Source organism: Streptomyces sp. NPDC002138, from assembly GCF_040296485.1.
In the GTDB taxonomy this organism is placed as follows: domain Bacteria; phylum Actinomycetota; class Actinomycetes; order Streptomycetales; family Streptomycetaceae; genus Streptomyces.
Genome location: NZ_JBEOXE010000009.1, coordinates 1 through 25,682 on the forward strand (window position 1 = coordinate 1; position 25,682 = coordinate 25,682).

Annotated in this window: 22 protein-coding genes; 15 read left to right on the forward strand and 7 right to left on the reverse strand. The window is 71.9% G+C overall.

The genetic code is table 11. The annotated features are described in order from the left end of the window. Positions 1–253: 253 nt before the first annotated feature. Positions 254–889, forward strand: a complete 636-nt coding sequence (locus tag ABT084_RS07900) for a hypothetical protein (RefSeq protein WP_351039314.1) — start codon at positions 254–256, stop codon at positions 887–889. Positions 890–940: 51 nt separating this feature from the next. Next, positions 941–1,216 (forward strand): hypothetical protein, encoded by a 276-nt coding sequence (locus tag ABT084_RS07905; protein ID WP_351039317.1) that lies wholly within the window; start codon positions 941–943, stop codon positions 1,214–1,216. 239 nt (positions 1,217–1,455) lie between these two features. On the opposite strand, the gene ABT084_RS07910 is transcribed toward ABT084_RS07905, so the two are convergent. From ABT084_RS07910 to ABT084_RS07920, 3 genes are all read right to left on the reverse strand, one after another. Then, positions 1,456–2,007, reverse strand: a complete 552-nt coding sequence (locus ABT084_RS07910) for a YceI family protein (RefSeq protein ID WP_351039320.1) — start codon at positions 2,005–2,007, stop codon at positions 1,456–1,458. Positions 2,008–2,235: 228 nt separating this feature from the next. Further along, positions 2,236–3,654 (reverse strand): serine/threonine-protein kinase, encoded by a 1,419-nt coding sequence (locus ABT084_RS07915; RefSeq protein WP_351039322.1) that lies wholly within the window; start codon positions 3,652–3,654, stop codon positions 2,236–2,238. Between the two features lie 130 nt (positions 3,655–3,784). Further along, the gene (locus ABT084_RS07920; protein WP_351039324.1) at positions 3,785–6,571 is read right to left on the reverse strand and encodes an ATP-binding protein; all 2,787 of its coding nucleotides are present in this window, start codon (positions 6,569–6,571) and stop codon (positions 3,785–3,787) included. 167 nt (positions 6,572–6,738) lie between these two features. Here ABT084_RS07920 and ABT084_RS07925 point away from each other — a divergent pair, with 167 nt between their 5' ends. The 3 genes from ABT084_RS07925 (at position 6,739) to ABT084_RS07935 (ending at position 8,136) form a co-directional block, all read left to right on the forward strand. Further along, on the forward strand, positions 6,739–7,074 hold the full coding sequence (locus ABT084_RS07925) for a VOC family protein (protein ID WP_351039327.1): 336 nt from the start codon (positions 6,739–6,741) through the stop codon (positions 7,072–7,074). 110 nt (positions 7,075–7,184) lie between these two features. Further along, the gene (locus tag ABT084_RS07930) at positions 7,185–7,598 is read left to right on the forward strand and encodes a VOC family protein (protein ID WP_351039330.1); all 414 of its coding nucleotides are present in this window, start codon (positions 7,185–7,187) and stop codon (positions 7,596–7,598) included. A 58-nt stretch (positions 7,599–7,656) separates the two neighbouring features. Beyond that, the gene (locus ABT084_RS07935) at positions 7,657–8,136 is read left to right on the forward strand and encodes a pyridoxamine 5'-phosphate oxidase family protein (RefSeq protein ID WP_351039333.1); all 480 of its coding nucleotides are present in this window, start codon (positions 7,657–7,659) and stop codon (positions 8,134–8,136) included. Positions 8,137–8,198: 62 nt separating this feature from the next. Here ABT084_RS07935 and ABT084_RS07940 read toward each other — a convergent pair whose 3' ends face one another. Beyond that, on the reverse strand, positions 8,199–8,570 hold the full coding sequence (locus tag ABT084_RS07940) for a hypothetical protein (protein ID WP_351039335.1): 372 nt from the start codon (positions 8,568–8,570) through the stop codon (positions 8,199–8,201). Between the two features lie 136 nt (positions 8,571–8,706). Between ABT084_RS07940 and ABT084_RS07945 the strand changes: the two genes are divergently transcribed. Then, positions 8,707–9,336 carry an RNA polymerase sigma factor gene (locus tag ABT084_RS07945; protein ID WP_351039337.1) on the forward strand — a complete coding sequence of 210 codons (630 nt, stop codon included), beginning with the start codon at positions 8,707–8,709 and terminating at the stop codon, positions 9,334–9,336. Beyond that, positions 9,326–9,667 carry a hypothetical protein gene (locus tag ABT084_RS07950; RefSeq protein ID WP_351039339.1) on the forward strand — a complete coding sequence of 114 codons (342 nt, stop codon included), beginning with the start codon at positions 9,326–9,328 and terminating at the stop codon, positions 9,665–9,667. Before ABT084_RS07945 ends, ABT084_RS07950 begins: the two co-directional genes overlap by 11 nt. Before the next feature lie 107 nt (positions 9,668–9,774). Here ABT084_RS07950 and ABT084_RS07955 read toward each other — a convergent pair whose 3' ends face one another. Next, on the reverse strand, positions 9,775–13,974 hold the full coding sequence (locus ABT084_RS07955) for a S8 family serine peptidase (RefSeq protein WP_351039341.1): 4,200 nt from the start codon (positions 13,972–13,974) through the stop codon (positions 9,775–9,777). Between the two features lie 124 nt (positions 13,975–14,098). Between ABT084_RS07955 and ABT084_RS07960 the strand changes: the two genes are divergently transcribed. After that, positions 14,099–15,052, forward strand: a complete 954-nt coding sequence (locus tag ABT084_RS07960) for a hypothetical protein (RefSeq protein ID WP_351039344.1) — start codon at positions 14,099–14,101, stop codon at positions 15,050–15,052. 69 nt (positions 15,053–15,121) lie between these two features. Continuing rightward, positions 15,122–15,853, forward strand: a complete 732-nt coding sequence (locus ABT084_RS07965) for a DUF4839 domain-containing protein (RefSeq protein ID WP_351039347.1) — start codon at positions 15,122–15,124, stop codon at positions 15,851–15,853. Positions 15,854–15,996: 143 nt separating this feature from the next. Here ABT084_RS07965 and ABT084_RS07970 read toward each other — a convergent pair whose 3' ends face one another. Further along, positions 15,997–17,097, reverse strand: a complete 1,101-nt coding sequence (locus ABT084_RS07970) for a hypothetical protein (protein ID WP_351039350.1) — start codon at positions 17,095–17,097, stop codon at positions 15,997–15,999. A gap of 213 nt (positions 17,098–17,310) precedes the next feature. On the opposite strand from ABT084_RS07970, the gene ABT084_RS07975 reads away from it, so the two are divergent. The 4 genes from ABT084_RS07975 to ABT084_RS07990 all read left to right on the forward strand — a co-directional run bounded on the left by ABT084_RS07975 (position 17,311) and on the right by ABT084_RS07990 (position 21,121). Further along, on the forward strand, positions 17,311–17,742 hold the full coding sequence (locus ABT084_RS07975) for a MarR family winged helix-turn-helix transcriptional regulator (RefSeq protein ID WP_351039718.1): 432 nt from the start codon (positions 17,311–17,313) through the stop codon (positions 17,740–17,742). Between the two features lie 62 nt (positions 17,743–17,804). After that, positions 17,805–19,124 carry an aldehyde dehydrogenase family protein gene (locus ABT084_RS07980; RefSeq protein WP_351039352.1) on the forward strand — a complete coding sequence of 440 codons (1,320 nt, stop codon included), beginning with the start codon at positions 17,805–17,807 and terminating at the stop codon, positions 19,122–19,124. A gap of 188 nt (positions 19,125–19,312) precedes the next feature. Beyond that, on the forward strand, positions 19,313–19,888 hold the full coding sequence (locus tag ABT084_RS07985) for a DinB family protein (protein WP_351039355.1): 576 nt from the start codon (positions 19,313–19,315) through the stop codon (positions 19,886–19,888). 219 nt (positions 19,889–20,107) lie between these two features. Continuing rightward, positions 20,108–21,121 carry a LacI family DNA-binding transcriptional regulator gene (locus ABT084_RS07990; RefSeq protein WP_351039358.1) on the forward strand — a complete coding sequence of 338 codons (1,014 nt, stop codon included), beginning with the start codon at positions 20,108–20,110 and terminating at the stop codon, positions 21,119–21,121. Positions 21,122–21,684: 563 nt separating this feature from the next. Here ABT084_RS07990 and ABT084_RS07995 read toward each other — a convergent pair. Further along, complete coding sequence (locus ABT084_RS07995) at positions 21,685–22,716, reverse strand: LacI family DNA-binding transcriptional regulator (RefSeq protein ID WP_351039361.1); 1,032 nt, start codon at positions 22,714–22,716, stop codon at positions 21,685–21,687. Between the two features lie 330 nt (positions 22,717–23,046). On the opposite strand from ABT084_RS07995, the gene ABT084_RS08000 reads away from it, so the two are divergent. Both ABT084_RS08000 and ABT084_RS08005 read left to right on the forward strand, forming a co-directional pair. Beyond that, positions 23,047–24,021, forward strand: coding sequence for a glycoside hydrolase family 6 protein (locus ABT084_RS08000; RefSeq protein ID WP_351039364.1), 975 nt, complete (start codon positions 23,047–23,049; stop codon positions 24,019–24,021). 121 nt (positions 24,022–24,142) lie between these two features. Next, positions 24,143–25,435 carry a glycoside hydrolase family 6 protein gene (locus tag ABT084_RS08005; protein WP_351039367.1) on the forward strand — a complete coding sequence of 431 codons (1,293 nt, stop codon included), beginning with the start codon at positions 24,143–24,145 and terminating at the stop codon, positions 25,433–25,435. Positions 25,436–25,682: the final 247 nt, after the last annotated feature.

Consider the following 25,682-nt stretch of genomic DNA (forward strand, 5'->3'; position numbering starts at 1 on the left):
GCTCCTGGGGGGCCCCCCGCCCCCCCGGCGGGGGGGGGGCCCCCCGGCGCCCCCGGCGGCGCGCGCGCCGGGGGGGCCCCCCCCCCCAGCCGCGGCCCCCACCGCCGTCTTCGCTTGCGCACCCGAGTCGGCGAAGGGCGCCCTGCGGCCAGGTCTGGCGCAGACCCCTCGGCGCCGCGAGGATGGTCGACGCGCATGTCATGGACCGGACATCGCGCATCCTCGCGTGCACAGGAGAAGGGCGACGACACCCATGAACACATCCGCCTCCAAGGGCTTAGGGCGGGCGAGCCTCGCGCTCGGCGTGGCCCTGGCGTCGACCATGCTCTGCACCACCGTGAGTGCGGCGGCGCCCGCGAGCGTGAGTGGACCGGCGGGTACGGGCTCCCTCGCGCGCACGGTTCGCGAACGCGCCTGCCCCGTCGTGTACTTCGACCTGGGCGAGACCCTCGTGCACACCGCCGACGACGGCGGCATCACCTATCGGTCCGGAGCGGCCTTCTATCTGCGTGCCCTGCGCGAACGCCACATCAGAATCGGCCTGATCACCAACGTTCCCCCCTCCTGGGGGGCGACCGACGCGGAGCGCGCCGCCAGACTGAAGAAGGAAGTCGACACTGCGTGGAAGGATGCCGCTCCCTTCGCCTGGCAGGACTTCGACGACCGGATCTTCACCCCCCGCACCGAGGCGGAGCGCAAGCCGGCTCCCGCCCTCTGGCAGCGCGCGAAGGCCGAGTCGGGGCCCTGCCGACTCGTCTTCCAGGCGGAGACCACCGAAGAGGTCGAGGTCGCGGCCTCCCAGGGCTACGTGCCGTACCAGGTCGGACAGCCCCACCGGCCCGCGTTCCTCCCGGTCGGGCTGGTCCAGCTGCTCGGCCGCCGCTCCTAGGGCGGACCCGGGCGAGCCCCCGTTGTCGGTGGTGGCTGGGAAGCTGGGCGCATGGACAGGGATGAGGAGTTGCTGCGCGGCCGGGTCTACGGCACGGACCACGACGACCCGGATCCGGGCCCGAGGCCCGGCCGCACCTACGTCGAGCTCGTCGGTGGCCCGCTGGACGGCCTGCTGCTCGACATCACCGGCTGGAGCGCGGACGCGGTCCGGACCGGCGCCGCGCTCAGGACCGAGCTCGGGCAGTTCGGCGCCGGCGGCCGCGCCCTGTACGACCCGCGCCCCGGCAGGCGGAACCGCTGGGACTGGTCCGGGGACGCACCCTGATCAGTCGGTGCTCAAGACCCGCACGCAGATCGGGGCCCGCTTCGTCGACGGCGCCGCCGGCCTGGCCACGATGTATTCGAACGGGCCCGGCCTGCTCGCCGTCTTCGCCCCGCACCCGCCCGGCGTTCGCCGTGAAGGTGTGGGGCGGCGTTTGGCCCAGTCGCCGCAGGTCCGGGCTGTACGGTCGCTTCCCGCGCGCCGGCGTTCCCGACGGCGTGGCGGCGGCCGGTGGGGCGCTGCTACTTCTGCTTGATCGCGGAGATGTCGAACTCCAGGACGACCTTGTCGCCGACCAGTACGCCGCCGCCTTCCAGGGCCGCGTTCCAGGTCACGCCGAACTCCTTGCGGGAGATGGTGACCGCTCCTTCAAAACCGACCCGGAGGTTGCCGTAGGGATCGACGGCATTGCCGGTGTACTCGAAGTCGATGGTCACCGGACGGGTGGTGTCCTTGACGGTCAGGTCGCCTGTGACGCGGTATTCGGTGTGGGAGCTCGGCTCGACCGAGGTGGTGCGGAAGGTGATGTCGGGGAAGTTGGGAGCGTCCAGGAAGTCGTTGGTGCGCAAGTGCTGGTCGCGCTGTTCGACGCCGGTGTCGATGCTCTCCACCTTCACCACCACCTGGGCGCTGGAGCGGGCCGGATCGGTGCCGTCCAGGTGGGCGGTGCCCTCGAACTGGTGGAACGCGCCGCGGACCTTGGTCACCATGGCGTGACGGGCGACGAAGCCGATCCGGGTGTGGGCCGGGTCCAGGACGTAGTCCCCGGTGAGCTCTGGGATGCTGACGGTCATGGTTGAGGCTCCTCCGAAAGGTTGGGATCCGGGCGGTTATGCCCGGGTTGTTCCGACCCACGCTAGGGCGCGACCGATTCCAGCCCCCGCCGGACGCACGGGGCGACGGCAGAGTGCACTCTGACCAGCGACCTGACCGTCAGCTCGCCGCTGTCGGCCTCTCCACAGACGCGGTCGGCGCTGATTCGAACAACTCCAGAGGCCGGACAGGCGCGCGACGGGTGTCGATCAGTGAGGCGAGCCCTTGCGCTTGTCGTCTTTGCTCTTGTCCTTGTCGTTGTCCTTGTCGTTGTCCTTGTCGTTGTCCTTGCCCGGAGCAGGGGCCTTGCTCTTGGCCGGGGGAGGGTTCTTGACAGGGTGGCTGTCGGCCGGTTGCCGGATCCCGAGACCGGTGGGGGTGGCTGCTGCCGGAAGAGGCGGGGCGGCCGAACCGGCCGCGACGGCCGGCTCCGGGATGGTCGACACCGACGGTGAGGGCCGCGGGGACCGGGGAGCCGGGGCCTCGGCCTGCTCCTGCGCCGACGTCCGCTTGGGCGTGGTGGGGGGAGAGGCCTCCACCCCGTGCGGGACGCCGCCCATCAGCAGGGTGCAGATACCGGCGAAGCTCGCTGTCGCCAGGCCCCACGCGGCCGCACTGCGCCGGGTCGCGGCGTGCCGGCCCAACCGCGCCGGCGCCGGCCACGGGGGAGCGGTGTGACGGGTGGCCGTGAGGGGCGCGGGTGCGGAGCGGTGGGTGGCCGGGCCGGTGCCCGGCGCGTTCTCCACGGCGTTCACCACGGCGGGTAGCGGCCCGACCGGGCCGGTGGCTGTCGTGGCCCGGCCGCGCGTGATGTTCTGGAGACGCAGGTGTACGCGGGCGGCGTCGGGCCGCGCCCGGGGCTCCGGGTCGGTCATCGCGGCGAGCAGCCGGCCGAGGTCACCCGGCAGGCCGGCGGGTATGCGGGGCGGGTGCAGGAGGTGAGCGGTGCCCGCTTCAAGGGGTGACCCCTGGTACTCGCGTCGACCGGTGAGGGCTTCGATGAGGGTCAGGCCCAAGGCGTAGACGTCGCCGGCCGTGCTCGCGCCTTCGCCCAGCAGCTGCTCCGGAGCCATGTAGGCAGGCGTACCGACGAGCACCTCGGGATCGCGGTCGGGTCGGCCGTGGATCCTTCTCGACAGACCGAAGTCGGCCAGGTGCGGGGACCCGCCCTCGCTCAGGAGGATGTTGGACGGCTTCACGTCGTGGTGGACGATGCCGCGCGCGTGTACGTGGTCGAGGGCCGAGGCGATCTCGCCCCCGAGCCGTACGACCTGAACGGCGCCAAGGGGACCGGCGTCTATTCGGGTGCGCAGGGTCATGCCCCGGATCAGCTCCGTGACCATGAACGCCCCCTGCGCATGGCGCCCCACGTCGTAGACCGTCACGAGGGCAGGGTGCGACAACTGGGCCAGGGTGCGTGCCTCGTCGCAGAAGGTGTCGGCGGTCACCGTGTCCGCGTCGGGTCGGAACACCTTCACCGCCACCTCGCGCCCCAGCACCTCGTCGACGCCGCGGAACACGTCCGCGGTACCGCCGCTGCCTATGGCCGACTGGAGTCGGTAGCGACCGGCGAGCAAGTCGTTGCCTTCGGACGGTGCGCCGTACGGGGGAACGGGCCGGGCCGACATGCGGGGTCCTCCTCGACTCGTGGGCAGTGCCACGCGCTTACCCGACCGGGAGAGTCCTACGCCGTCACGGCGCTGCCGGGGCCTGACAGCCCGGGCGGAGTCCTGAACGCCCCGATGAGCACCGTGGCCGTCACGGCCCAGCCCCGAGAGCGGCCAGGGCGGCGGCGCCACGGGCGGCATGTTCGCCACCGGCCAGCACCAGCGTCCGCGCCGCCTGGTAGCGGCAACCGGCGGCCTCGAACCCGTCCGCGGTGGCGAGCAGGCGCTCGTGGTCGTGGTCGAGGAGGGCTTCCGCCCGCTCCACGATGGCCCCGGCGACCGGGTTGGCGGCCGTGATGACATGCGCTTCGGCCAGGCGGTCGCGCGCCTCGGGACCTCCGGCGAGAACGGTGGCCTCGGCGCGTATCGCCACGTACCAGTGAAGCCAGATCCAGGTGACCCACTTCCACACCGCGCCGGGTTCGGGCGCCATCCGCTCCATGGCCTCCCCAGCCCGCCCGTGGTGGAGCATCCGCATCGCGTCGAAAAGCGCCCCGTAGCCGTACGTGCGCTCGGATGAATCGCCGAGCCGATCCAGAACCACCTGCCATTCACGCTCGGCGTCGTGGTCCCCGCGGAAGCTGTGGATCATCGCCACCGCGGCGGCCGCCGGGCCGAGGGACGCCTTGGCCGGGCTGCCCGCGCGCCGCCACCCATCGAGGAAGCGCGTGCTTCCGACGAGCAGTTCCTCGACGTCGCCCGCCAGCGCGTCGGCGACCAGCAGCCAGCTCGTGGCCCGATGGCCCACCTCGGCCAGTGCCGGGTGGTCGGCCAACTGGCGTCCGCTCCGCAGGGCGTCCGCCAGGTTCCCCACGCCGAGGCTGGTCTGTGCGGCCATGCCGAGCCCGTCGATCAGCTCGTGGACACCGCCCGGCGTCTCCGGCCGGCCCGCCATGGAGGACAGCAGCGTGATCCGGCGCCCGGCCGTGGCCGCGCAAGCGAACGTGTCACCGGCCCAGGCGTGCGCCGCGGTGAGCGCGTCGAGCGCCGCGGACTCCGCGAGCGGGTTGCCGGTACGGTGAGCCAGCTCGACCGCCCGTTCGGCGCGCGCCAGCGTCTCCGGCACGGCGTTGTCGGCCGGTCCCTGCACCGCGCCGAACGCATCGCTGAGCACCCCGGCCTCCGCCAGGGCCACCGCCGCCGCGGCCGCCGGGTCCTCGCCGCCAAGCTCCCGCGCTTCGCCGACCAGGGCGATCGCCTCCTCCTCGGGCGGGGTCTGCGCGAACGTGCTCGAGAACCGGTACGCGGCGGTGGCCGCGGTGGCCAGGTCCACGGCGGCGCCCGCGCTGTCCCCGGTACGGCGAGCGGCATCCGCGGCGGCGCGGTAGAGGCGGTACATGTCCTCGCCGCGCGTACGACAGCCGGCCACCTCCGCGGCCCGCCGGAGCATGGACGCGGTGGCGGCGGGGTCGTCGGCGAGCGCGGACGCCTGCTCGTACCGCTGCTGCGATTCCCCGAGCAGATGGCGGGTGAACGTCAGCTCGGCCACGTGCCGGGCCAGGCGGCAGGCGTCCGCGCGCCGCTCCGGCTCGCCCGGCTCGCTCGCCGCCCATCTCAGCGAGGCGCGGAGCTCATCGGCCGCCGCGTCGAACCTGGCGCGCCAGTCCCGCGAGTCGTGACCGGCCTCCGCCAGGTCGACGGCCTGGGTGAGGCACCAGCGCAGGTGCCGGGCCCGGGCGCCTGCCAGCTCACCGGCCTGGCTCAGCCGTTCCGTCCCGTACTGGCGGATGGTCTCCAAGGCCCGGTAGCGGGTGCCCTTCGGGGACGCCGTCACGCCCAGCAGGCTCTGCTCGGCCAGCCGGGCCAGTCCGTCGGCGACCTCGCCCGTCGCGGATCCGGCGATCTCGGCCGCCGCCGAGAGGGTGAACGGCGCTACGAAAACCGACACTTGGTGCAGGAGCTCCTGGTCTGCCGGCTCCAGCAGGGCGTGACTCCAGTCCAGTACGGCCCGAACCGAGCGGTGCCGCCCATCGGCACGGGAGCCGCCGATGAGCATCCGGAGCGGGTGGGACACAGCGGCGTCGATGCCGTCGAGCCCGAGCGTCGGGAAGCGGGCCGCGGCCAGCTCGATCGCCAGCGCCATACCGTCCAGCCGCGCACAGATCGCGGCGACCTGGTCGGCCTGCGACGGGTCCAACGGCCAACCGGCCGCCTGTGCACGGTCCATGAACAAGGCGACCGCGTCCGACTCACCGGCCAGCGACAACGGCGGGACCTGGTACACCCGCTCGAACGGCACCAACAGCCGGGCCTGACTGGTCGCCAGCACGGTCACCCGAGGGCAGGCCGCGAGCAGCCGCTCGAGGAACAACGCCACCCCGTCCACCAGGTGTTCGCAGTTGTCGAACACCAGCAACGCCTGCCGGTCGGTCAGCGCGGCGACCACCGACTCCGTCAAGTCGTGGCCGGGCTGCTCGCCGAGCCCCAGCCCGCCCGCGACCGCGGTCGCGATCAGGCAGGGATCGGTGACCGGGACCAGGTCGACGAACCACACCCCGTCGGCGTACCGGCCGGCTGCCTGCGCTGCCACCGCCAACGCGAGCCGGGTCTTGCCCACGCCGCCAGGACCGACCGCGGTCACCTGACGATGCGTCAGAACCAGCTCGGACAGCGCTGCCCGCTCCCCGGCCCGGCCGATGAACGAGGTCAGCGGGGCCGGCAGGGGGACCGGTTCCCGACGGGGCCGATCGACGGCGGCACGCCGGGCGAGCGCCCGCCGATCCGGCAGGTCCAGCTTGCGCAGCAGCGAGGAAACGTGGCTTTCGACGGTGCGTACCGAGATGAACAACCGCGCCGCGATCTCGGCGTTGGTGGAGTGGGAGCCGAGAAGCTCCAACACCTCGGCCTCTCTCGGGGAGATGTCGCTTGCTGTCGCCATGGCCGCATTCTGTCTCATCCGCTCCACGACCCAACCGGGTTAACGAGGGGTGGTGGGTCCGTGGTCGGCTCCGTGGTCCGTTCCGTGGTCACCACGGATGCTCACCGATCGGGCCGGGACGGAAGCTAGGAGCACAACACACCGCACCGACGCCTACGGGAGCAATCATGATCAAGACCGTCCTGCACCCCGTGTCCGACCTGGCCAAGGCCAAGGAGGTATACGCGGCCCTGCTCGGCCTTCAGCCGCAGAACGACACTCCTTACTACGTCGGCTTCGAGGCCGACGGCCAGCACATCGGGCTGGTGCCGAACGGTGGACCGCAGGGCATGACCGCCCCGGTCGCCTACTGGCACGTACCGGACATCGAGTCGAAGCTCGCCGCGGTGACCGCCGCGGGGGCCGAGGTGCGGGAGGCGGCGCACGACGTCGGCGACGGCCGCCTGGTGGCCACCTTCACCGATCCCGACGGCAACGTCCTCGGCCTCATCCAGGACCGCTGAGCTCCGCGCTCGCGACCGGTTCCACCGGCGGACCCACGCACGGCACAACCACCCACGCACGGCACAACCAGCCACGCACCACACAACCACCCATGCATGAGGAGCAAGACATGAAGGCACACGTCAGCTCGATCCTTCTTGGCGTCCGCGACATGGACCGGGCCAAGCGGTTCTACACCGAGGGGCTCGGCTGGAAGATCCAGAACGACTTCGGCATCTCGGTGTTCTTCGCATCGGACGGCGCCTCGCCGGTCGGTTTCTACCGCCGCGAGGGCCTGGCCAAGCAGGTGGGCACGGACCAGGAAGGCAGCGGCTTCAGCGGACTGGTTCTGACCTACGTCGTCCGCAGTGAGACCCGGGTCGACGAGATCATGGCGGAGGCCCGGAGGGCGGGCGCCACGATCCTCAAGCCCGCCGGCGCTCTGCCGTGGGGCGGGTACGGCGGCACCTTCGCCGACCCGGACGGCTACGTCTGGAGCCTCGGTTACAGCGCCAAGGGGACCGACCAGCCCTACGCGGAGTAGTCCGAGACAGCGGCCGAACTCCTTCACCACCCGTATCCGAAACAGGAGGCCCGACGCCATGACCGCCCCGCCTCGACCGCTCGCACAGCGCACGCAGGACACCCGGCGCCGCCTCGACGAAGACGTCGACGCCTGGGTGGCCACGGCCGACCGGGCGGGTACGCCGTATCTGGTGCCGCTGTCGTTCCTCTGGGACGGCGAGACGCTGTTGATCTCGACGGCGGCCGGCAATCCCACGGCGCGCAATCTCCGTGCCGACGGCCGGGTCCGGCTCACGATCGGACCGACCCGCGACGTGGTCCTGATCGAGGGATCCGCCGTCGTCGTCGCCGGGATTCCCGCCGGGATCACCGACGGGATCACCGACGGGATCACCGACGAGGTCGCCGACGCGTTCGCGACCAAGACCGGGTTCGACCCCCGCGAGCAGCGCAACCATCCGTACTTCCGCATCCGGCCGGTCCTGATCCAGGCCTGGCGCGAGGCCAACGAGATCGCGGGGAGGGATCTGATGGTCGACGGCGAGTGGCTGACGTAGCGTTGATCATGACGGGCGTGGTCCTCCCGGCCGAAGGTCTCGGCCGGGACTGCCGTCAGCTGTCAAGGATCTCTGGTCAGGACGCAGTGGGGGCCGCCGTTGTCCTCGTCGCCCACGCGGGTCCAGAGCATCAAAGTCTCTCCATGCCGCAGGGCGCTGAGGACGTCTCCCACGGCGTCCCCCTTGGGGCCTTTGATGTCGAACGCCAGCCGGACGTCGGTCCCCGTCTTGTCGGATTCGTCGTTCCAGGTGCCCGATCCTGACCGGGGTTCCGTCCAGTTCGAGTCCGAGGCGCCCATCCAGTCGCCGCACACGTGGTGGGCGGTGAAAGCTCCATCCGGCTTCAGTGCCAGGGTGCCGCCGTTGGCATCGGTCCATGTGGTTGCGAGTTCGGCCGGCCTGGTGAATCCTTTCGCGTCCGCCGTGCCTCTCATAGGCGTGCGGACGATCGCGTCCGCCCCGAACCCCAACGGGAGGACCCCATGACCAGCACCGTCGTCATCGCCGTGGCCGCGGCACTGCTGCTGTGCGCGTGCACCGTCACGCTGCTGCGTCGCCGGAGGCGTCAGCGTGGCTGATCACAACTGGCCCGGCGCGACCCTGGTCACCGCGGCGCAGCGCGGCGACGTGGAGGCGCTCACCGCCCTGGTGTACGGCTCGTACCCGCACGTGCAGCGGTTCGCGCGCACGCTGTGCGCCACACCTCAGGACGCCGAGGACGCCGCCCAGGAAGCGCTGATCATCCTCTACCGCAAGATCGGCATGCTGCGGGCCTCCGGTGCGCTGGCGTCCTGGATGTTCCGGATCGTCCGCAACGAGTGCCTGCGACGCACCCGTGCCCTGCTCCCCCGGGGGACGGCCGCCCCGGGCAGCGGCGGACCCCGCCGGTACGACGGGCCGGGCCGGTACGAGTCGCCGGACGAGTACGAGGCGAGCGGCGCCGCGCGGTCCGCCGAGGAGGACGTCCTGCTGCGCCTGGAAGCCGAGCGGGTGGGGGCCGCTGTCGCCGCCCTGCCCGCCGACCAGCGGCAGGTACTGGTCATGCGGGACATCCAGGGCCTGCCGGGCCGCACCGTCGCGGACCGGCTCGGACTGAGCACCGCAGCGATGAAGTCCCGCCTGCACCGGGCCCGTTCGGCGGTGCGCGAGGCACTGAGCGAGGAACCGATACGCCCGAGGGGTGACGACGATGGCACATGATCCGACCACGGCGACGAGCACCGCCCCACCCGGTTCCCCGCCCGGTTCCCCGCCCGGCGCGGCCGGGGGAGGTGCGCCGAAGCGCGGCGGCTACGCCAGCGCCACGGTCCCGCGGCATCTGGCCCGCGGCGCCCTCGGCTTCGGCGCGCTCGTGGGATCGCTGGCCCTGCTGCCGGTCACCGGCCCGTGGAGCCTGCTGCTCGCCCCGGTCGGCCTCGTCGCCCTGCGCGGCTGCCCGATGTGCTGGACGATCGGCCTCGTGGAGACCGTCTCGGCCGGGCGGCTGCGCCGCTCCTGCGTCAGCGGGAGCTGCGAACTACGGCGCGCCTAGTGCCGCCGACCACGCGCACGAGCGCCGACCGGGTCCGGAAGTCCCGGACCCGGTCGGCGCTGTCGTAGGGTTCGTACGGCCCCGCTCCCGGCGTGCGGGGTGGGGGATCAGCGCAGCTTCAGGCGGTGTACCCCGCCGTCGACGGCGCCGACGTAGAGCGTGCGGCCGTCGGCGGCGGCGGCCAGCTTGGTGGTGTCGGTGTTCTGCAGACCGTTCGAGATGTTCTCCCACGTGAGCCCGTTGTCGGTGCTGCGCAGTACGCCCCGGCCGCCCTGGACGAGCCCGGACGCGGTCGATCTGGCGGTGGCCGCGTAGAGCGCTCCGCCGACCCGCAGCAGGTCCGAGACGTGGACCGCGAGCGGGCCGGTGTCGGAGGTGCGGAAGGTCTTGCCGTCATCGGTGCTGACCCGGACGGACGAGCCGCCGACGACCAGGCGTCGGCCGTCCACCGCGATCGCGGAGACGGGGCCCTCGGCGACCTTGGTCTTGGTGACGCCGCCGTCGTCCGAGCGGTAGAGGCCCGAGGCGTTGCCGAGCCAGACGCGCCGCGGGTCGCGCGGGTCACCGGCCATGGCATCGAAGGACTTCTCGTGGAAGAGGTTCTTCCACGTCTTTCCGCCGTCGGACGTCGCGAACAGCCCGTCGCCGAAGATGCTCCGGAAGCCGATCGCCACCCGGTCCGGGTCGGCCGGGTGGACCAGGATCGAGGTCGGTATCTCCGACGACGTGCCCTTCACCTGCCAGGTCCGGCCCGCGTCGCCGCTGCGGGAGACCTCGAAGAGGCCGGTCGCGGTGCGCCGGACCTGCCACACCACCTTGGTGTCCTTGGGCGAGACGGCGATGTGCGAGGTCAGGCGACCGGTCATGCCCTCCGCGCCGGACTGGCCCCACTCGGGGCCCGCGACGGGGATCGCGGTGCGGTAGGTGCCGCTCACCGTTCCGGCGAGCAGCTGGTCGCCGCTGGCCGCGAGGGCGAGGGTGGTGAGGCCCTGGACGCCGATCCTTCGGTAACCGGTGCCGTCGGCCGAGCCGCGGTAGAGGCCGTCCTGTTCGCTGGACACGGTCACCGAGCCGTCGGCCCAGCGGTCGTAGTCCATCGCGATGGCCGCCTTCGAGGGGGCGGGCGCGGGCTTCCAGGTCTTGCCGTGGTCGCGGCTCACCTGCCCGGCGCCGAACAGCGCGCGCAGGTACAGGTCGCCGCCGGAGGCGGACAGTCCGTCCCCGCCTTCCGCCAGGGGCAGCAGGGTGGACCAGGTGCGGCCCTTGTCGTAGGAGCCGCGGACGCCCGTACCGGGGACGTAGGCCGCCACCACGGTGGAGTCGGCCGCCAGGCCGCGGAGGGTGTTCACCGGCTCGTCGAGGACGAGGTGCGCCGCACCCGGGTCGCCCTTGCCGACGCCGTCGATCCGCCAGACCCCGTCGAAGGTCGCCAGGTACAGGGTGTCGCCGACGAGGGTCGCCTCGCGGACGGGACCGGTCACGCCGGTGGGGTACGTCGCCCAGCTGTCGCCCCCGTCCGTGCTCACCAGCAGGGCGCCGCCGGCCAGCGCGGCGAGGGTACGGGTCTGCTCGTCCGCGACGAACTCGTCGATGTGCGCGTCGGGCACGCTCAGCTTGCGCCAGGTGCGGCCGTTGTCGTCGGTGCGCAGGATCGTGCCCCGGCGGGTGGGGTCACCGGCCGTGTTCACGGCGTACCACCAGCGATCGGGGCGGTGGGCGTCGATCACGACCGGTCCGGTGCCGTTGCCGTCGGCGATCGGCAGCCGGCCCACCTGGCGCCAGTTGGCGCCGCCGTCGGTGGTCAGCCAGGGGGCGGCCTTGCGGTACTGGGTGACGACGGCCTGCTTCGGCCGGGCCGGCGAGAGCGCGAGGTGGCCGGCCTCGCTGTTCGGGCCGATGGGCTCCCAGCGGTCGCCGCGGCTGCCGACGGGGGTGACCTCGAAGGCGCCGGTTCCGGTGATCTGCCGGCCGTCGGTGGTCGTGGCCCGCACGGCCAGCTGGTAGGCGCCGGCCGCCTTGCCGGTCACGTCGGCCTGGTAGTAGCCGGCGCCGTTCATGGTGGTGGGCAGGGTGAAGGCCTTGCCGCGCGGAGGCGTGACGGTGATCTGTGGCGGCGCGTTCAGGGCGGCCGGGGCGGCGATGTGCACGGTGGAGCGGCCGTCGCTCGGGTCGGGGGACGCTTGGACGACCAGGTGCCGGACGACGACCAGGTACGGCACCCGCAGGGCGGGGCCGCGCGCGGGGGTGGCCGTGATCGAGCCGCTGATCTCCGTGTCGGTGGGCGGGCGGTCGGCGCGCAGGGTGACGGTGACGGTCGTGGACCCCCCGGCGGGGACGGTGACCCGCGCCGGGGACACGGTGGCGGAGCCGGTACTGCCCAGAGTCAGCGGCAGCGGTTCCTTGCCGGGGTTGGTCAGACGCACCTTCGCGCTGCCGCCGACGGCCTTGTTCGCCAGGTCGGCGAGGCCGAACGACACGGCCGTCGGGGAGGCGCTCAGGGCGGCCGATGCCGCGGCGGCGACGTCGAGGCGTCCGTTGCCCTGGACGGTGGGGCCGCTGCCGGCGAGCTGTTTCGCGGTGCCGACCAGCGCGGACCTGATGCCGTCGGGGTCCTGGTCCGGCCGCAGTTGGCGCAGCAGGGCGGCGGCTCCGGCGACGTGCGGGCTCGCCATCGAGGTGCCCGACATGCGGTAGACGCCGGGTTCGTACAGCGAGGTGGGGATCGTGGAACGGATCTCCACGCCGGGTGCGACCAGGTCGGGCTTGAGGCCGAAGCCGGTGCCGGGCCCGCGCGACGAGAACGAGGCGATCGCGTCGGTGGAGTCGGTGCCGCGCAGGGTGACGGACACCTTCCCGGTGGCCAGTTGACGGCTCAGCTGCGCGTACTGGGTCGCGTCGATGCCCATGACGACCAGGCGGTCCATGCGCAACGAGTCGCCGGAGGCGGCGGCCCGGGCGAGGTCGGGGCGGGCAGGGGTCGCCTGGGCCTCGACCGTTCCCGGGGTGGCGGCGAGCACGGGTCCGTCGTGGGTCGCCAGACCGCCGAGCACGGCGAGCGCGCCGCGCTTCTCGGCCTCGCGCGCCCAGTCGATGTCGCCCTGGCTCAGTACGTCCGTACTGGGCGGGACGAGGATGTCGGCCCGCAGGATCTTGCCCCGTACGTCACCGACGCGCTTCCAGTCCTCGGCGGTGCCCGCGCCGACGTCCACGAGCGGCGCGGTGACCGGTTCCTGGGGCGGGTTCGCGGACAGGATGCCCCGGTACGTCTGGATCAGTTCGGGCTGCTTGCCGGCCAGGTAGGCGCTGGGTGTCCGCACCCCGCTGGTGGAGGCGCCGACCGCGATGACTCCGTCGGCCGAGGCCGGGCTGCTGATGGTGCCGCTGCCGGGCCCGTCGTTGCCCGCCGCCGCGACGACGACCACCCCGGCCCGCACGGCGGCGGTCGCCGCGCGGCCCAGCGGGTCGGTGCCGTCACCGGGCCCGCCGAGGCTCATGTTGATCACGTCGGCCGGGTGGGGGTTGGCCGGGTCGGCCGCCGCCTCGAGACCGGCGATGATGTCGGAGGTGTAGCCGCTGCCGTCGGCGCCGATGACCTTGTAGGCCAGCAGGCTCGCGTCGGGCGCCATGCCGGTGACGCCCCCCTTCTTGGCCGCCTTGCCCGCGATGATGCCCGCGACGTGGGTGCCGTGACCGTTGTCGTCCATCGGGTCGTCGTCGCCATTGGCGAAGTCGAAGCCGCCGACGACCTTGTGGCCCGTGCCGAAGCCGCCGCCCAGGTCGGGGTGGCCGTAGTCCACGCCGCTGTCCAGGACCGCCACGACGGTGCCCTTGCCGGTCGCCTTCACCCCGCTCGGGTCCTCGCGCTTCCAGACCTCGGGCGCGCCGGTCAGCGGCACGCTGGTGTCCGTACGCACCTGGATCCGGGTGTCCGGCCGTACGGCGACGACGCCAGGCAGCGCCGCCAGCCGCGCCGTTTCGGAGGCGGGCACCGACATCGCCACGGCGTTGACGAGCAGGCCGAGTTTGCGCGGTGCGGCGGGGTGCATGCCGGCTGCCCGTACCGTCCCCACGAAGGCGTCCTGCCGTGCCGCCAGGGCCCGCCGGGCGTCGCCGACGGCGGAGGCGGTGCCGACGGCCTGGGAGGTGAGCGAGCCGCCGGGGGCGGCTGTGACGGCGGCGTCCCCGGACAGTTCGACGATGACCCGCTGGTTCGGGTCGGGTGACTGCGCGGTCGCGGTAGCGGTCGCGGTGCCGGGTATCGCGGTGAGCGTCCCGGCGAGCGCGACGGTGGTGACCGCAACGGCCACCAGGCGTCGGCTTCTTCGTGGGTTCTTGGCCATGGGAAGAAGTCCTAGTGCCGAAGTCACTCTCCGTACAACAGATCCGGGCGGCCCATTGCTGCCGCTGGCACAAGTGGGCCATTATCCGCATATGACGAACGAGCTCACCGCCGCCGGCATCGATCCGTTCGACGAGAGCGTCTACCGAGCCGTGCTGCGCCGGCGCACGGCGGTCCCGGCCGAACTCGCCGCCGACCTCGGCTGCTCCCCCCTCCGCGCGGCCAAGGCGCTGGACCGGCTGCACGACCACGGCCTGGTCGGGCGGCTCGCGGGCGTCCGCCGCCGGTACGCGGCGATCGAGCCGGGAGCCGCGGTCGAGTCCCTGGTACGGGCCAGGACCTCGGAGTTGGACCGGGTCCGTACGGCCGCGGGCGAGCTGTCCCGCCTCTTCGCGGCGGCCCAGGCCGGCACCGACGGGGAGGACGAGGTGGAGATCGCCACCGGCCGCGAGGCGCTCGGCCGCTGGTTCGTCCGCCTCCAACAGGAGGCGCGCGAGGACGTCATGACCCTGGACCGGCCGCCGTACGCACTGACCACCTCCAACCCGGTGGAGAGCACGGCGCTGGGGCGCGGTGTGCGCTACCGCGCGGTGTACGCCCCCGAGGCGCTGGAGTGGCCGGGGGTCCTCGAGGACATCCGCGGCCTCGTGCGCCGCGGCGAGCAGGCCCGGGTGATGCCGGGTCTGCGGATCAAACTGGCCATCGCGGACCGGCGGTTGGCGCTGATGCCGCTCTCCCTGGACCTCAACGGCGTACGCGCTGCGGTCATCCGCCCCTGCGCCCTGCTGGACGCCCTCACGGACTACTGGGAGTTGTGCTGGAAACAGGCCCTGCCGCTCGACGTCCCCGCCGAGGACCCGCTCGGTGAGGAGGACCGCCTGGTGCTCACCCTGCTGGTCAGCGGCCTCAAGGACGAGGCCATAGCCCGCCAGCTCGGCTGGTCGGTCCGCACCATGCGCCGACGCATGAGCCGCCTCCACGAACTCCTGGGCGCGGTGAACCGCTTCCAGGCCGGCGTCGTCGCGACCCGCCGTGGCTGGATCTGAGGCGCCACGGGTCCCCTATGCTCGCGGGGCAGTTGGTACGGGCAGTTCATCGAGGGGGCGCGGAGCCGCATGGCCGACGAGATCACGTACGAGTACAAGACCGTGCAGACGGTTCGCGGCACCGACGGTTTGGTGATCTCGAAGCTGCAGAAGGACGGCTGGGAGCTGGTGGAACAAACCCCGGGCATGCTGCGCTCCACCCTGGACTTCCGTCGGCCGAAGAAGCCCCTGCCGCGGCTCTTGATCGGCGCCGCGGTCGGCGTTCTCGCGCTCCTGGTCATCGTCATCGGCGTAGGCGCGGCACTCGAGGACGGAGACGAGAAGAAGGACGAGGCGAACAAGCCGGCGCCGGCCACCGCGAGCGCACGACCCTCCGCCCCGTCGACCCCGACCGGGGCCGGGTCGGCTGCCGTTGAAGTGATCACGCTGCAGAACAACCCGGAGTTCGCGGCGTTGCTGAAGACGCCGGACTCGTGCGACAGCGCGAACCTGGACTTCGCGACCAAGTACAAGGGCAAGAAGGTCGCCTTCGACGGCTCGATCGTGCACATGATGCCCCACGGGAACGACGGCACCCGCTACGACGTCCTCCTGGGCCCGGGCGACCAGGGGCCGAAGACGGGGATCGGCCCAGCCTTCAGGTACACGGACGTCAACGTCCTCGACCTGAAGCTGACCGGCGCGAACACCCCCGCCACCGTCCGCGCGGGCGATACCTTCCGCTTCGTCGCCGAAGTGGGCGAATTCAACGCCAAGCAGTGCCTCTTCTTCCTCAACCCGGTGTCGACGGAAACCCGGTAGTCAAGGTGGGTGGCTCCTGGTGTTGCTGCCCCGTTTTGGCCGGGTGCGGCCAGTACTGGACCGGCAGCCACACCGCCACCATGGCCAACAAGAGCCCCTGGCTGAAGCTGCCGTAACCACCACCCGAGGAACCACGCCCGGCGTCAGACGCCGACCGCTTCTTCCATCTCCTCCTCCACCGACGCGTCCTGCTCCTTCGCGTCCTGCTCCTTGGCGCCCGGCTCCTTCACGTCCTCCGCCCCCGTGGAGCGTCGGCGTTCGACGAGTCCGGCCGTGGCGGTGAGCACGAGCCCGAGGAGGAGCCACAGGGCGAGGGTGCCCAGCTGGCGGGAGAGGTCGGCGTTGCCGAAGTAGAGGAGGCTGCGCAGGCCCCCGATGTATCCCGCGCCGTTCCAGAAGGCGTTCAGGGAGCCGAAGAAGCCGTTCTGCAGCTCCGGCCGGAACAATCCGCCGGAGCTGGTGAAGTTGAGCATCACGAACAGCACCATCATGGCCAGCGTCGTCCAGCGCCCCAGGAAAGTGTGCAGGCCGACTCCGATGAACAGGATGCCCGCGGAGTAGAGCCAGGTCAGGCCCCAGACACCGGCCAGTCCGTGGTGGGCGAGGTGGAAGACCGGTCCGGCGAGCAGGGCGCCGATCGCGCTGACGACACCCGATACGCCGACCACGAGCAGCGCGCGGCCGCGCATACGCAGCGCGGCGCCCGCACCGCCGAGTACCGCCACCGAGGCGTAGGAGCCGATGCTGACGGCGACGAGCAGGAAGAACAGCCCCTGTCCGGTCGGGTCGTCGTCGACGGTGGGGACGACATCGGTCACCGCGAGCGGGGCACCCTGCCGGGCGGCGATCGGTGTGAAGATCTTTTCCGCGACGGTGGCGCCGGTGTCGGAGGCGGCCGTGGCGACGATCAGCTCGGGCGCGGTGCCGCTCGGCACGTAGGCGCCGGTGATGCGGCGGTCCTTGAGCAGCTGCACCGCGTCGGCGCGACGGGCCACCGTGCGCACGTCGAGGGCGTCACCGGCCCGGTCCTTCACGGTCTGGGCGAAGACCATCGCCTGGGGCCCCTCGCCGACCACGGCGACCGGCAGGTGGTGGGGCTCCGGCTGGACGAAGGCGCCCATGTAGGCGAGTCCCATGCCCAGGCACATCAGCAGGGGGGTGAGCAGGTGGGTGAGCACATGACGGAGCGCGGGGTTCGGGGCTGACTTCTCCGGGTGGTGCGGGGTGGTCGTGTGACCGGACATGAGACGGGACCTCCGATGTCGGCTCGGGCTGCGGTACACCCCACCGGCAGATAGTTGGTATATGCAACGGTCGTGGTGGTTGTACTATACAACTATGAGTTGGAAGGAGTGGCCGTGATCAGGAACGCATCGGGGACCCGAGCGCCGTCCAGCGGCGCCGACGGCCAGGGTGAGGCGCGCCGCGACGCGGCCGTCGAGACGATCCAGCGAGAGATGACCGCCTTCGCCCGGCGCGCCCGGTCGGTGGCCGCGCGGATGCATCCGGAGCTCTCGCTGGTGTCCTTCACCCTGCTCGGCCACCTGGAGGAGCATCCGGGCACCCGGGTCTCCGATCTCGCCGCCCACTACGCGCTGGACAAGTCGACCGTCAGCCGCCAGGTCGCGGCGCTGGAGCGGGCGGGGCTGATCGAGCGGCGCGCCGACCCGGATGACCATCGGGTGTACGTACTGGAACCCACCCCCGCGGGCGCCGCGACCCTCGCGCGGGCGACGGAAAACCGGCGGGCGATGTTCCGCGACCGCCTCGCGGACTGGCACCCCGGCGACCTCGACCGCTTCGCCGCCTACCTGCTCCGCTACAACGACTGGCCGGGGTCGGAGCGGGACGACCGGGACCCCGGCGGCGGAATACCCCAGACCCTTTAGTTGCTATATGCACCGAACTGCGCGGGCGACTCCGTGTCCCGCGCGACCCCCAGGAGATTCGCATGTCGGACCGCACCCCCGAACAGCCCGCAGACGTCGTCGCACGCCTCCGGACCGCCTTCGCCACCGGCCGTACGAAGCCGTTGAGCTGGCGCACCAGCCAGCTCGAAGCGCTGCGGACGCTGCTCACCGAGCGCGGCGACGAGCTGGCCGCCGCGCTCCGGTCCGACCTCGGAAAGAGCCGGGCGGAGGCCTACCGCACCGAGATCGACTTCACCGTGCGCGAGATCGACCACACCCTGGACCACCTGGCCGACTGGCTGCGCCCCCAGCCCGCCCCGGTACCGGAGCGGCTGAGCCCGGCGACCGCGCACACCGTGCAGGACCCGCTCGGCGTGGTCCTCGTGATCGCCCCGTGGAACTACCCGCTCCAGCTCCTGCTCGCTCCGGTCGTCGGCGCGCTGGCGGCCGGCAACTGCGTCGTGGCCAAGCCCAGCGAGCTGTCGCCCGCCACCTCGCGCGCGGTCGCCGACCTCCTGCCCCGCTACCTGGACCACGAAGCCGTGGCCGTGGTGGAGGGTGCGGTGCCCGAAACCACCGAGCTGCTGGCCCAGCGTTTCGACCACATCTTCTACACGGGCAACGGGCAGGTCGGCCGGATCGTCATGCGGGCCGCCGCCGAGAACCTCACCCCCGTCACGCTCGAACTCGGCGGCAAGTCCCCGGTCTTCGTCGACCGCGGTACGGACATCGGCGTCGTCGCGGCTCGCCTGGCGGCCACCAAGTTCATGAACGCGGGCCAGACCTGCGTCGCGCCCGACTACGTGCTGACCGATCCCGGCACCGCCAGGGAGCTGGAGCAGGCTCTCGCCGAGGCCCTGCGCGGTCTCTACGGCGAGGACCCCGCGGCGGCCCCGGACTACGGCCGGATCATCAACGAACGCCACTTCGACCGCCTGACGGGCCTGCTCGACTCCGGGCGCACGGTCACCGGCGGCGTGCACGACCGGGCCGACCGCTACATCGCTCCGACCGTCCTGGCCGGAGTGGCACCCGATTCCCCGGTCATGCGCGAGGAGATCTTCGGCCCGATCCTGCCCCTGGTCGAGGTGGCCGACCTCGACGAGGCCATCGCCTTCATCGGCGACCGCGACAAGCCCCTGGCGCTGTACGCCTTCACCGAATCCGACGACACCCGCGAACGCCTGAGCCGGGAAACCTCCTCGGGCGGCCTGACGTTCAACCTGCCGGTCGCCCACCTCACCGTCTCCGACCTGCCCTTCGGCGGCGTGGGGGAGAGCGGCATGGGCAACTACCACGGCCGCTATTCCCTGGACACCTTCAGCCACCGCAAGGCCGTACTGGACAAGCCCCTGAGCTGACGGCCGCGACCGCCCCGACCCGCCACCGGCCCCGGCGGCGGGTCGGAGCGACGGCGCCGCGCTCCGTCGCGCGGCCCCGCAAACGCTTGGTGTGCCGGCCTGTCGGGGTACACCCGCTGGTCGCGGGAGGCGGCATCCGCCACCGGAATTCAGTGGCGTACGGCATCGATGCGCACAAAGATACGAGGATGGGATCAAGCGACCGCGAGAACGACGCGGCGGTGGCCCGGTGGACGCCTTCCACCCGCTACCCCGACATGTGGGTCGACCCGGATGACGATCCGCGCGAGACCGAAGTCGAGATCGTCGGCGAACGCGACACGCTGCTGGACAATCTGCGCTATTTCCGCCTGACCATCGAGCTGAAGTGTGCGGGCCTGGACGCCGAACAGATGGCGCTACGCTCCGTGCCACCGTCCACGATGTCCCTCCTCGGGCTGGTACGGCACCTGGCCGAGGATGAACGGCACTTCCGCCGGATGGCCGGCGAGGACGCGCCCAGGATCTACCGCACCGCAGAAGACCGTGACGGCGACTGGAACGGCGCGATCGCCGACCCGGCGGTCATGGCGGACGCCTGGCGGCAGTGGCGGGCCGAGAGCGAGAGGACCGACCGCTTCATCGCGGGCTTCGCCGACCTCGCCACGCGGACGGGGGAGGCGCCGCTTCGCGAGATCCTGGTGGCACAGATCACCGAGTACGCGCGGCACTGCGGCCACGCCGACCTGCTGCGCGAGCGGATCGACGGCCGAGTGGGGCAATGATCGACCACCAGCGCGCCGGGACATCGGGCCGCAGCGAAATGTTTCGAAACGCTCTCCCATTCCGCGCTGCCATAAAGTACGAACGGTCGGCGCCAGGGTCAAGATGTACGCCTCAATGAACCCTCGTCGACCTTGACAAGCCGGTCGCGCCGACCGGAAACTCTTCGAAAGTTTCCGATAATCGCCACTCGTCCACGGCGTTCGCGCAGAGGAGAGAAGTTGAGCGAGCAGCGTCCGACCCTGGCTCTCATCGCCGCGGAGGCGGGGGTTTCCCAGGCCACCGTGTCCAAGGTGATCAACGGCCGCTCCGATGTCGCACCCTCGACACGCGAACGCATCGAGAACCTGCTGCGCTCGCACAACTACCTCCGCCCCGGCGCCCAGGGCAGGGCCCGCAGATCGGGCCTGGTCGACTTGATCATCGGGGGCCTGGACAGCGCGTGGGCCGTGGAAATACTGCGCGGCGTGGAGGCAGAGTGCGCCCAGCGCGGCGTCGGCACGGTCGTATCGCTCGTCCCGCCGGGCGAGGCCACTCCGTCGAGCTGGGCCGCACTGCCGGTCCTGCACCACAGCGACGGCGTCATCCTGGTCACCGCCTCCGTCACCGCGGCTCAGCGCGCCCAGGTCGAACGGGCCGGGGTGGCACTGGTGGTCATCGACCCGATCGACCTGCCGGGCAACGGCGTACCGAGCATCGGCACGACCAATTGGGCGGGCGGCCTCGCCGCCACCGAGCACCTGCTGGAGCTGGGGCACCGCCGGATCGCCGCGATCGGCGGGCGCAAGGAGATGCTCTGCAGCCAGGCCCGGATCGACGGGTACCGGGCCGCCCTGGAGCGGGCCGGTATCGAGGTCGACCGCGAACTGATCCGGTTCGGCGACTTCCAGCACGAGGGCGGCTTCCGGTGCGCCCAGGAACTGCTCGCCCTTCCCGACCCGCCGACCGCCGTCTTCGCCGGCAGCGACCAGCAGGCGATGGGCGTCTACGAAGCCTCCCGGCAGGGCGGGTTGAGCATCCCGCAGGACCTCAGCGTGGTCGGCTTCGACGACCTGCCGACATGCGAATGGCTGTCACCGCCACTGACGACGGTGCGTCAGCCGCTGGAGGAGATGGGCCGCCTCGCCGCCCGCACGCTCTTCCAACTCCTGGACGGCCAGCCCCTGGTCAGTCCCCGGATGGAGCTCTCGACCGAGCTGAAGCTCCGGCTCTCCACCGCACTGCCCCCTCTTTAGGTCAAGGCCGTGAAGTGACGGGCTGATCGCCTCTGTCGAGAGGATGTCGATGCTGAGGGTGGCTTTGTAGGCGCGGCGGTCGACGCGCAGGCTCTTGTACGCGTAGCGGGACAGTGGGCGCTTGACGGCGCGAGGCTCAGCCGCAGGCGGCGGGCGGGCATGAGGTGGTCCAGGACCGCGCGGCCGAGAGCGCCGATCAGGTCCACGGCGCTATCGGCGATCACGCTGGCGGCCTGGATGATCTGGTCACGGGCGGTCCGCAGCATCGCGAAGTAGGCGGACTCGGCCTCCCAGCGCTCGTGATCTGGCTTGGTCGCAGGGCGCAGCCTCTGGCCGCACGGTCCACCCTCCGCTCGCCGCGGTGACCACTGGCCGGGCCGCGGTCCCTGGAAGCGCTTCCACCACCCGTCCCCCAGCGCTTCCGAAGGCGCCTCCCGGACCGGGCCGCACGCTTCACGCCGGACCAGGGTGTGGTGTCAAGACCTGAAGGCATCATGGCCGGAAGACGCCCCGCGAGCACACCCATGCAGAACAGGGCCGTCGCGGCCCGAGGCGTCCGCCGATCAGTTCGGAGAGGGCGGGCCGGGGGCGGACTCGCGCACGGTCAGGCGCGTCGGGAGGATCAGCGGGCTGGGGTCATGCCCCTCGATGGCGCTGACCAGCATCCGGGCCATCTCCTGCCCCAGCGCCCGCACCGGCTGATGGACCGTGGTCAGCGGCGGGCTGGTGTGCCGGGCGCTCGCCAGGTCGTTGAAGCCGATCACCGCGACGTCCTCGGGCACCCGGAACCCCCGTTCCCGCAGGGTGCGCAGGGCGCCGATGGCCATCGCGTCGGAAGCGGCGAACACCGCGTCGGTACGGGGGTGCGCCCGGAGCAGCCGCTCCATCGCCTCGGCGCCGCCGTCCTCGGTGAAATGCCCCGGCTCGACCCCGGCCAGCGGCACGCCGGAGAGCGTCAGCCCCTCGCTGAATCCCTGCTCCCGCGCGACGGCGGCCCGGGTGTCCACCTGCCCGGTGATCATGACGGGCCGCCGGCGGCCCGTGCGCACGAAGTGCTCGGCGGCCAGGCGGGCACCGCCCCGGTTGTCGGCGTCCACGTACCACGTCGGCTCGCCCGTGAGCGGGAGTCCGCCGTAGACGACGGGCAGGTCGACGTCCTCGACCAGGCGTCCCAGCGGATCGTCGCCCCGCAGCGCCATCAGCATGACGCCGTCGGCCCGGCGGGAGCGCAGCAAGCGCTCGAACCGCTCCCGGCCGCGCGGGGTGTTGGCCAGCAGCAGGATCAGTTCCAGTTCCGTCTGCTCCAGCGCCGCACTGACGCCCACGACGACCTCCGCGAAGAACGGGTCCGCGAACAGCCCCGGTTCGTTGCTGGAGACCGCCAGCACCACCGCTCCGACCCTGCGGCTCGCGAGGGCCTGCGCCGACGGATTGGGTACGAAGTCGAGCTCACGCACCGCCCGTTGGACCGCCTCCCGCTTGGCCCGGCTGACATGGGGGGCGTTGTTGATCACCCGGGAGGCCGCCGTGCGCGACACTCCGGCGCGTGCGGCCACCTCGTCGAGCGTCGGCATGCGCTTGGGTGACGGCTCCATGGAAAAGCGGCTCCTCGGGCTCACGCGGGCGGCCAGCAGGGGTTCATGATTCCATGCGCCCTTCCACCTCGGCTTCCCCTCGGCCTCTCCTCGTCTTCCCCCTCGGCCCCGGCCCGGCGCCGGCTCCGGGCCTGCGGGCCGATGATGCCCCGGGCCTCGCGCCGGCAGCGCTTCCAACTCATCGCGCCATACCGCCCCACCCTGACGGTTCTGTGTTCAACCTCTTGACACTCCATCACGTCGGCCCCAATCATCCCAACAGCGCGGTCCGGCCCGCAGTACGACTGGAAGCGCTTCCAATTCCTTGGCCCCACCCTCGGAGGACGAACCATGCGCAGGTCCCTCGCAGCAGCATCATCCGCCCTGCTGGCCGGTGTGCTCACCGCCGGTCTGACCGCGATCGGCGCCGGTCCGGCCTACGCCGCCGACCCGACGACCATGACCAGCGGCTTCTACGCCGATCCCGACAACTCCGCCGCGCGGTGGGTCAATGCCAACCCCGGCGACGGGCGGGCCGCGGCGATCCGGACGTCCATCGCCAACACCCCGGCAGCCCGCTGGTTCGGCAACTGGAGCGGTGACATCGGCGCCGCCGCGGGCTCCTACGTCGGCCGCGCGGACTCGTACGACAAGCTGCCGATCCTGGTCGCGTACAACATCCCCGACCGGGACATCTGCGCCGGTCACTCCGGCGGCGGAGCCGGGAGCCGGGCCGCGTACGACGCCTGGATCGCCGCCTTCGCCGGCGGCATCGGGAACCGCCCGGCCGTCGTCGTCCTCGAACCCGACGCCCTCGGCCACGAGAGCTGCATGACGGCCAATCAGATTGCCGCGCGCAACGCCATGCTGCAGAACGCGATCGCCCAGTTCCGGGCGAAGGCGCCGAACACCTGGGTGTACCTCGACGCCGGAAACCCCGGCTGGATCGACGCCCCGACCATGGCGCGCCAGCTCGTCGCGGCCGGTGTCGGCGGGGCGCACGGTTTCGTGCTGAACGTCTCCAACTACTACACCACCGACCAGAACACCTCCTACGGGAACGCCGTCAACTCCGCGCTGGGCGCGTACGGATACACCAAGCCGTTCGTCGTCGATACCAGCCGCAACGGCAAGGGTTCCGACGGTCAGTGGTGCAACCCGGCCGGCCGCCGGATCGGTACGCCCAGCCAGCGCGGCGGCGGCGCGGAGATGCTGTTGTGGATCAAGGTTCCCGGCGAGTCCGACGGCAACTGCGGCGTGGGGACGGGCTCCTCGGCCGGGCAGTTCCTCCCGGAGGTCGCCTACAAGATGATCTACGGCTACTGACCTGACCTGACCTGACCTGACCTGTTCCCCTCGCCCGGGTCCGGGCCGCGGCGCCCGGCCGGTCACCTCGCTGTCCGACGCCCCTGACCGTGACACCGACCACCTCTGCCGAAGGAACTCCGTGCGCATCCCCCTGTTCCGATCCGTCCTGAGCGCGAGCGTGAGCGCGCTCGCCCTCGTCCTCGCCGCCGCCCCGGCCCCCGCTGAAGCCGGCACCCCGCCGGCCTCCCACACGCTCCCCGCGAACTCCCGTTTCTCCGTCGACCCCGGCAGCGACGCGGCCCACCAGGCCGTCACCGACTTACTCCACCACGACTTCGAAGGCGCCAAGTCCATGGCGCAACTAGCCAGTTGGCCCGAGGCCGCCTGGTTCACCGACGGAACCCCCGACCAGGTCGAAACCCGCGTGCGCGACCTGGTGCGCCGCGCCGAGCGCAGTCGCACGGTCCCCGTCCTGGTGGCCTACAACATCCCGCTGCGCGACTGCTCCCAGTACTCCTCCGGCGGCGCGCAGTCGGACACCGCGTATCAGGCGTGGATCAGCGCCTTCGCCCGGGGGCTCGGCCGCAGCAAGGCCGTCGTCATCCTCGAACCGGACGGGCTGGCCAACCTCCCGTCCGACTGCGGCCCCGACAGCGACCCCACCGGTGCGATCACCACGGGACGCTACGCCGACCTCAACCACGCGATCGACGTCCTGGAACGGCAGCCGAACAGCGTCGTCTACCTGGACGCCGGCAACAGTCACTGGCGCGGCGTCGGGGACATGGCGGGGCGTCTCCTCCAGGCCGGCGTCACCCGCACCCAGGGCTTCTCGCTCAACGTTTCCAACTACCTGGCGACCGAACCGTCCACCCACTACGGCACCTGGGTCTCCCAGTGTCTCTGGTTCGCCACCAAGGGCCCGGACCAGGGCAAGGGGCACCCCGACCGGTGCGCTAGCCAGTACTACTCGCCCGCCGCGCCGAACGACGGGCAGCCGGGGAACGCCGTGAACGTGGACGATCCGGCCACCTGGCACTGGACCGACCTGTGGTTCCAGCAGAACGTCGGCACTCCGCCCCCGCGGGAGCTCGCGCACCTCGTCGTCGACACCGGCCGCAACGGCCAGGGTCCCTGGACACCGCCCCCCGGCAAGTACAGCGGCGACCCGCAGACCTGGTGCAACGCTCCCGGCCGGGGCATCGGCGACCGCCCCACCGCGAACACCGGCGTCCCGCTCGTCGACGCCTACCTGTGGATCAAGACCGTCGGCCAGTCGGACGGCCAGTGCAACCGGAACATCCCGGGCGGCACCGTCGATCCGGAGTACGGCATCGTCGATCCCGCGGCCGGCGTGTGGTGGCCGGAGCAGGCCACGTCCCTCGTGCGGAACGCCAGTCCGGCCCTGGAGTTCAACACTGCCGTGCGCTGACCCCGGCGCACCGCGCGGACCGTCGAAAAGCTTTCGGTCGCGCCCGTGAGTTCGGTCAAGCTCCCAGGGCAAGTCAAAGGAACGAAGAGCGAAACACTTTCGAAACTGTTGACATGTTTCTGCGGTGTTTCCACACTGAGTCGCAACGCCCTGCTGGTGCGCGTCTTTCGTCCATGGACGCCGGCATTTCCTGAACGCATTCGTTCTGCCGCACTGCAATCCTTCCGTGATTCCCTTCCTGGAGGCT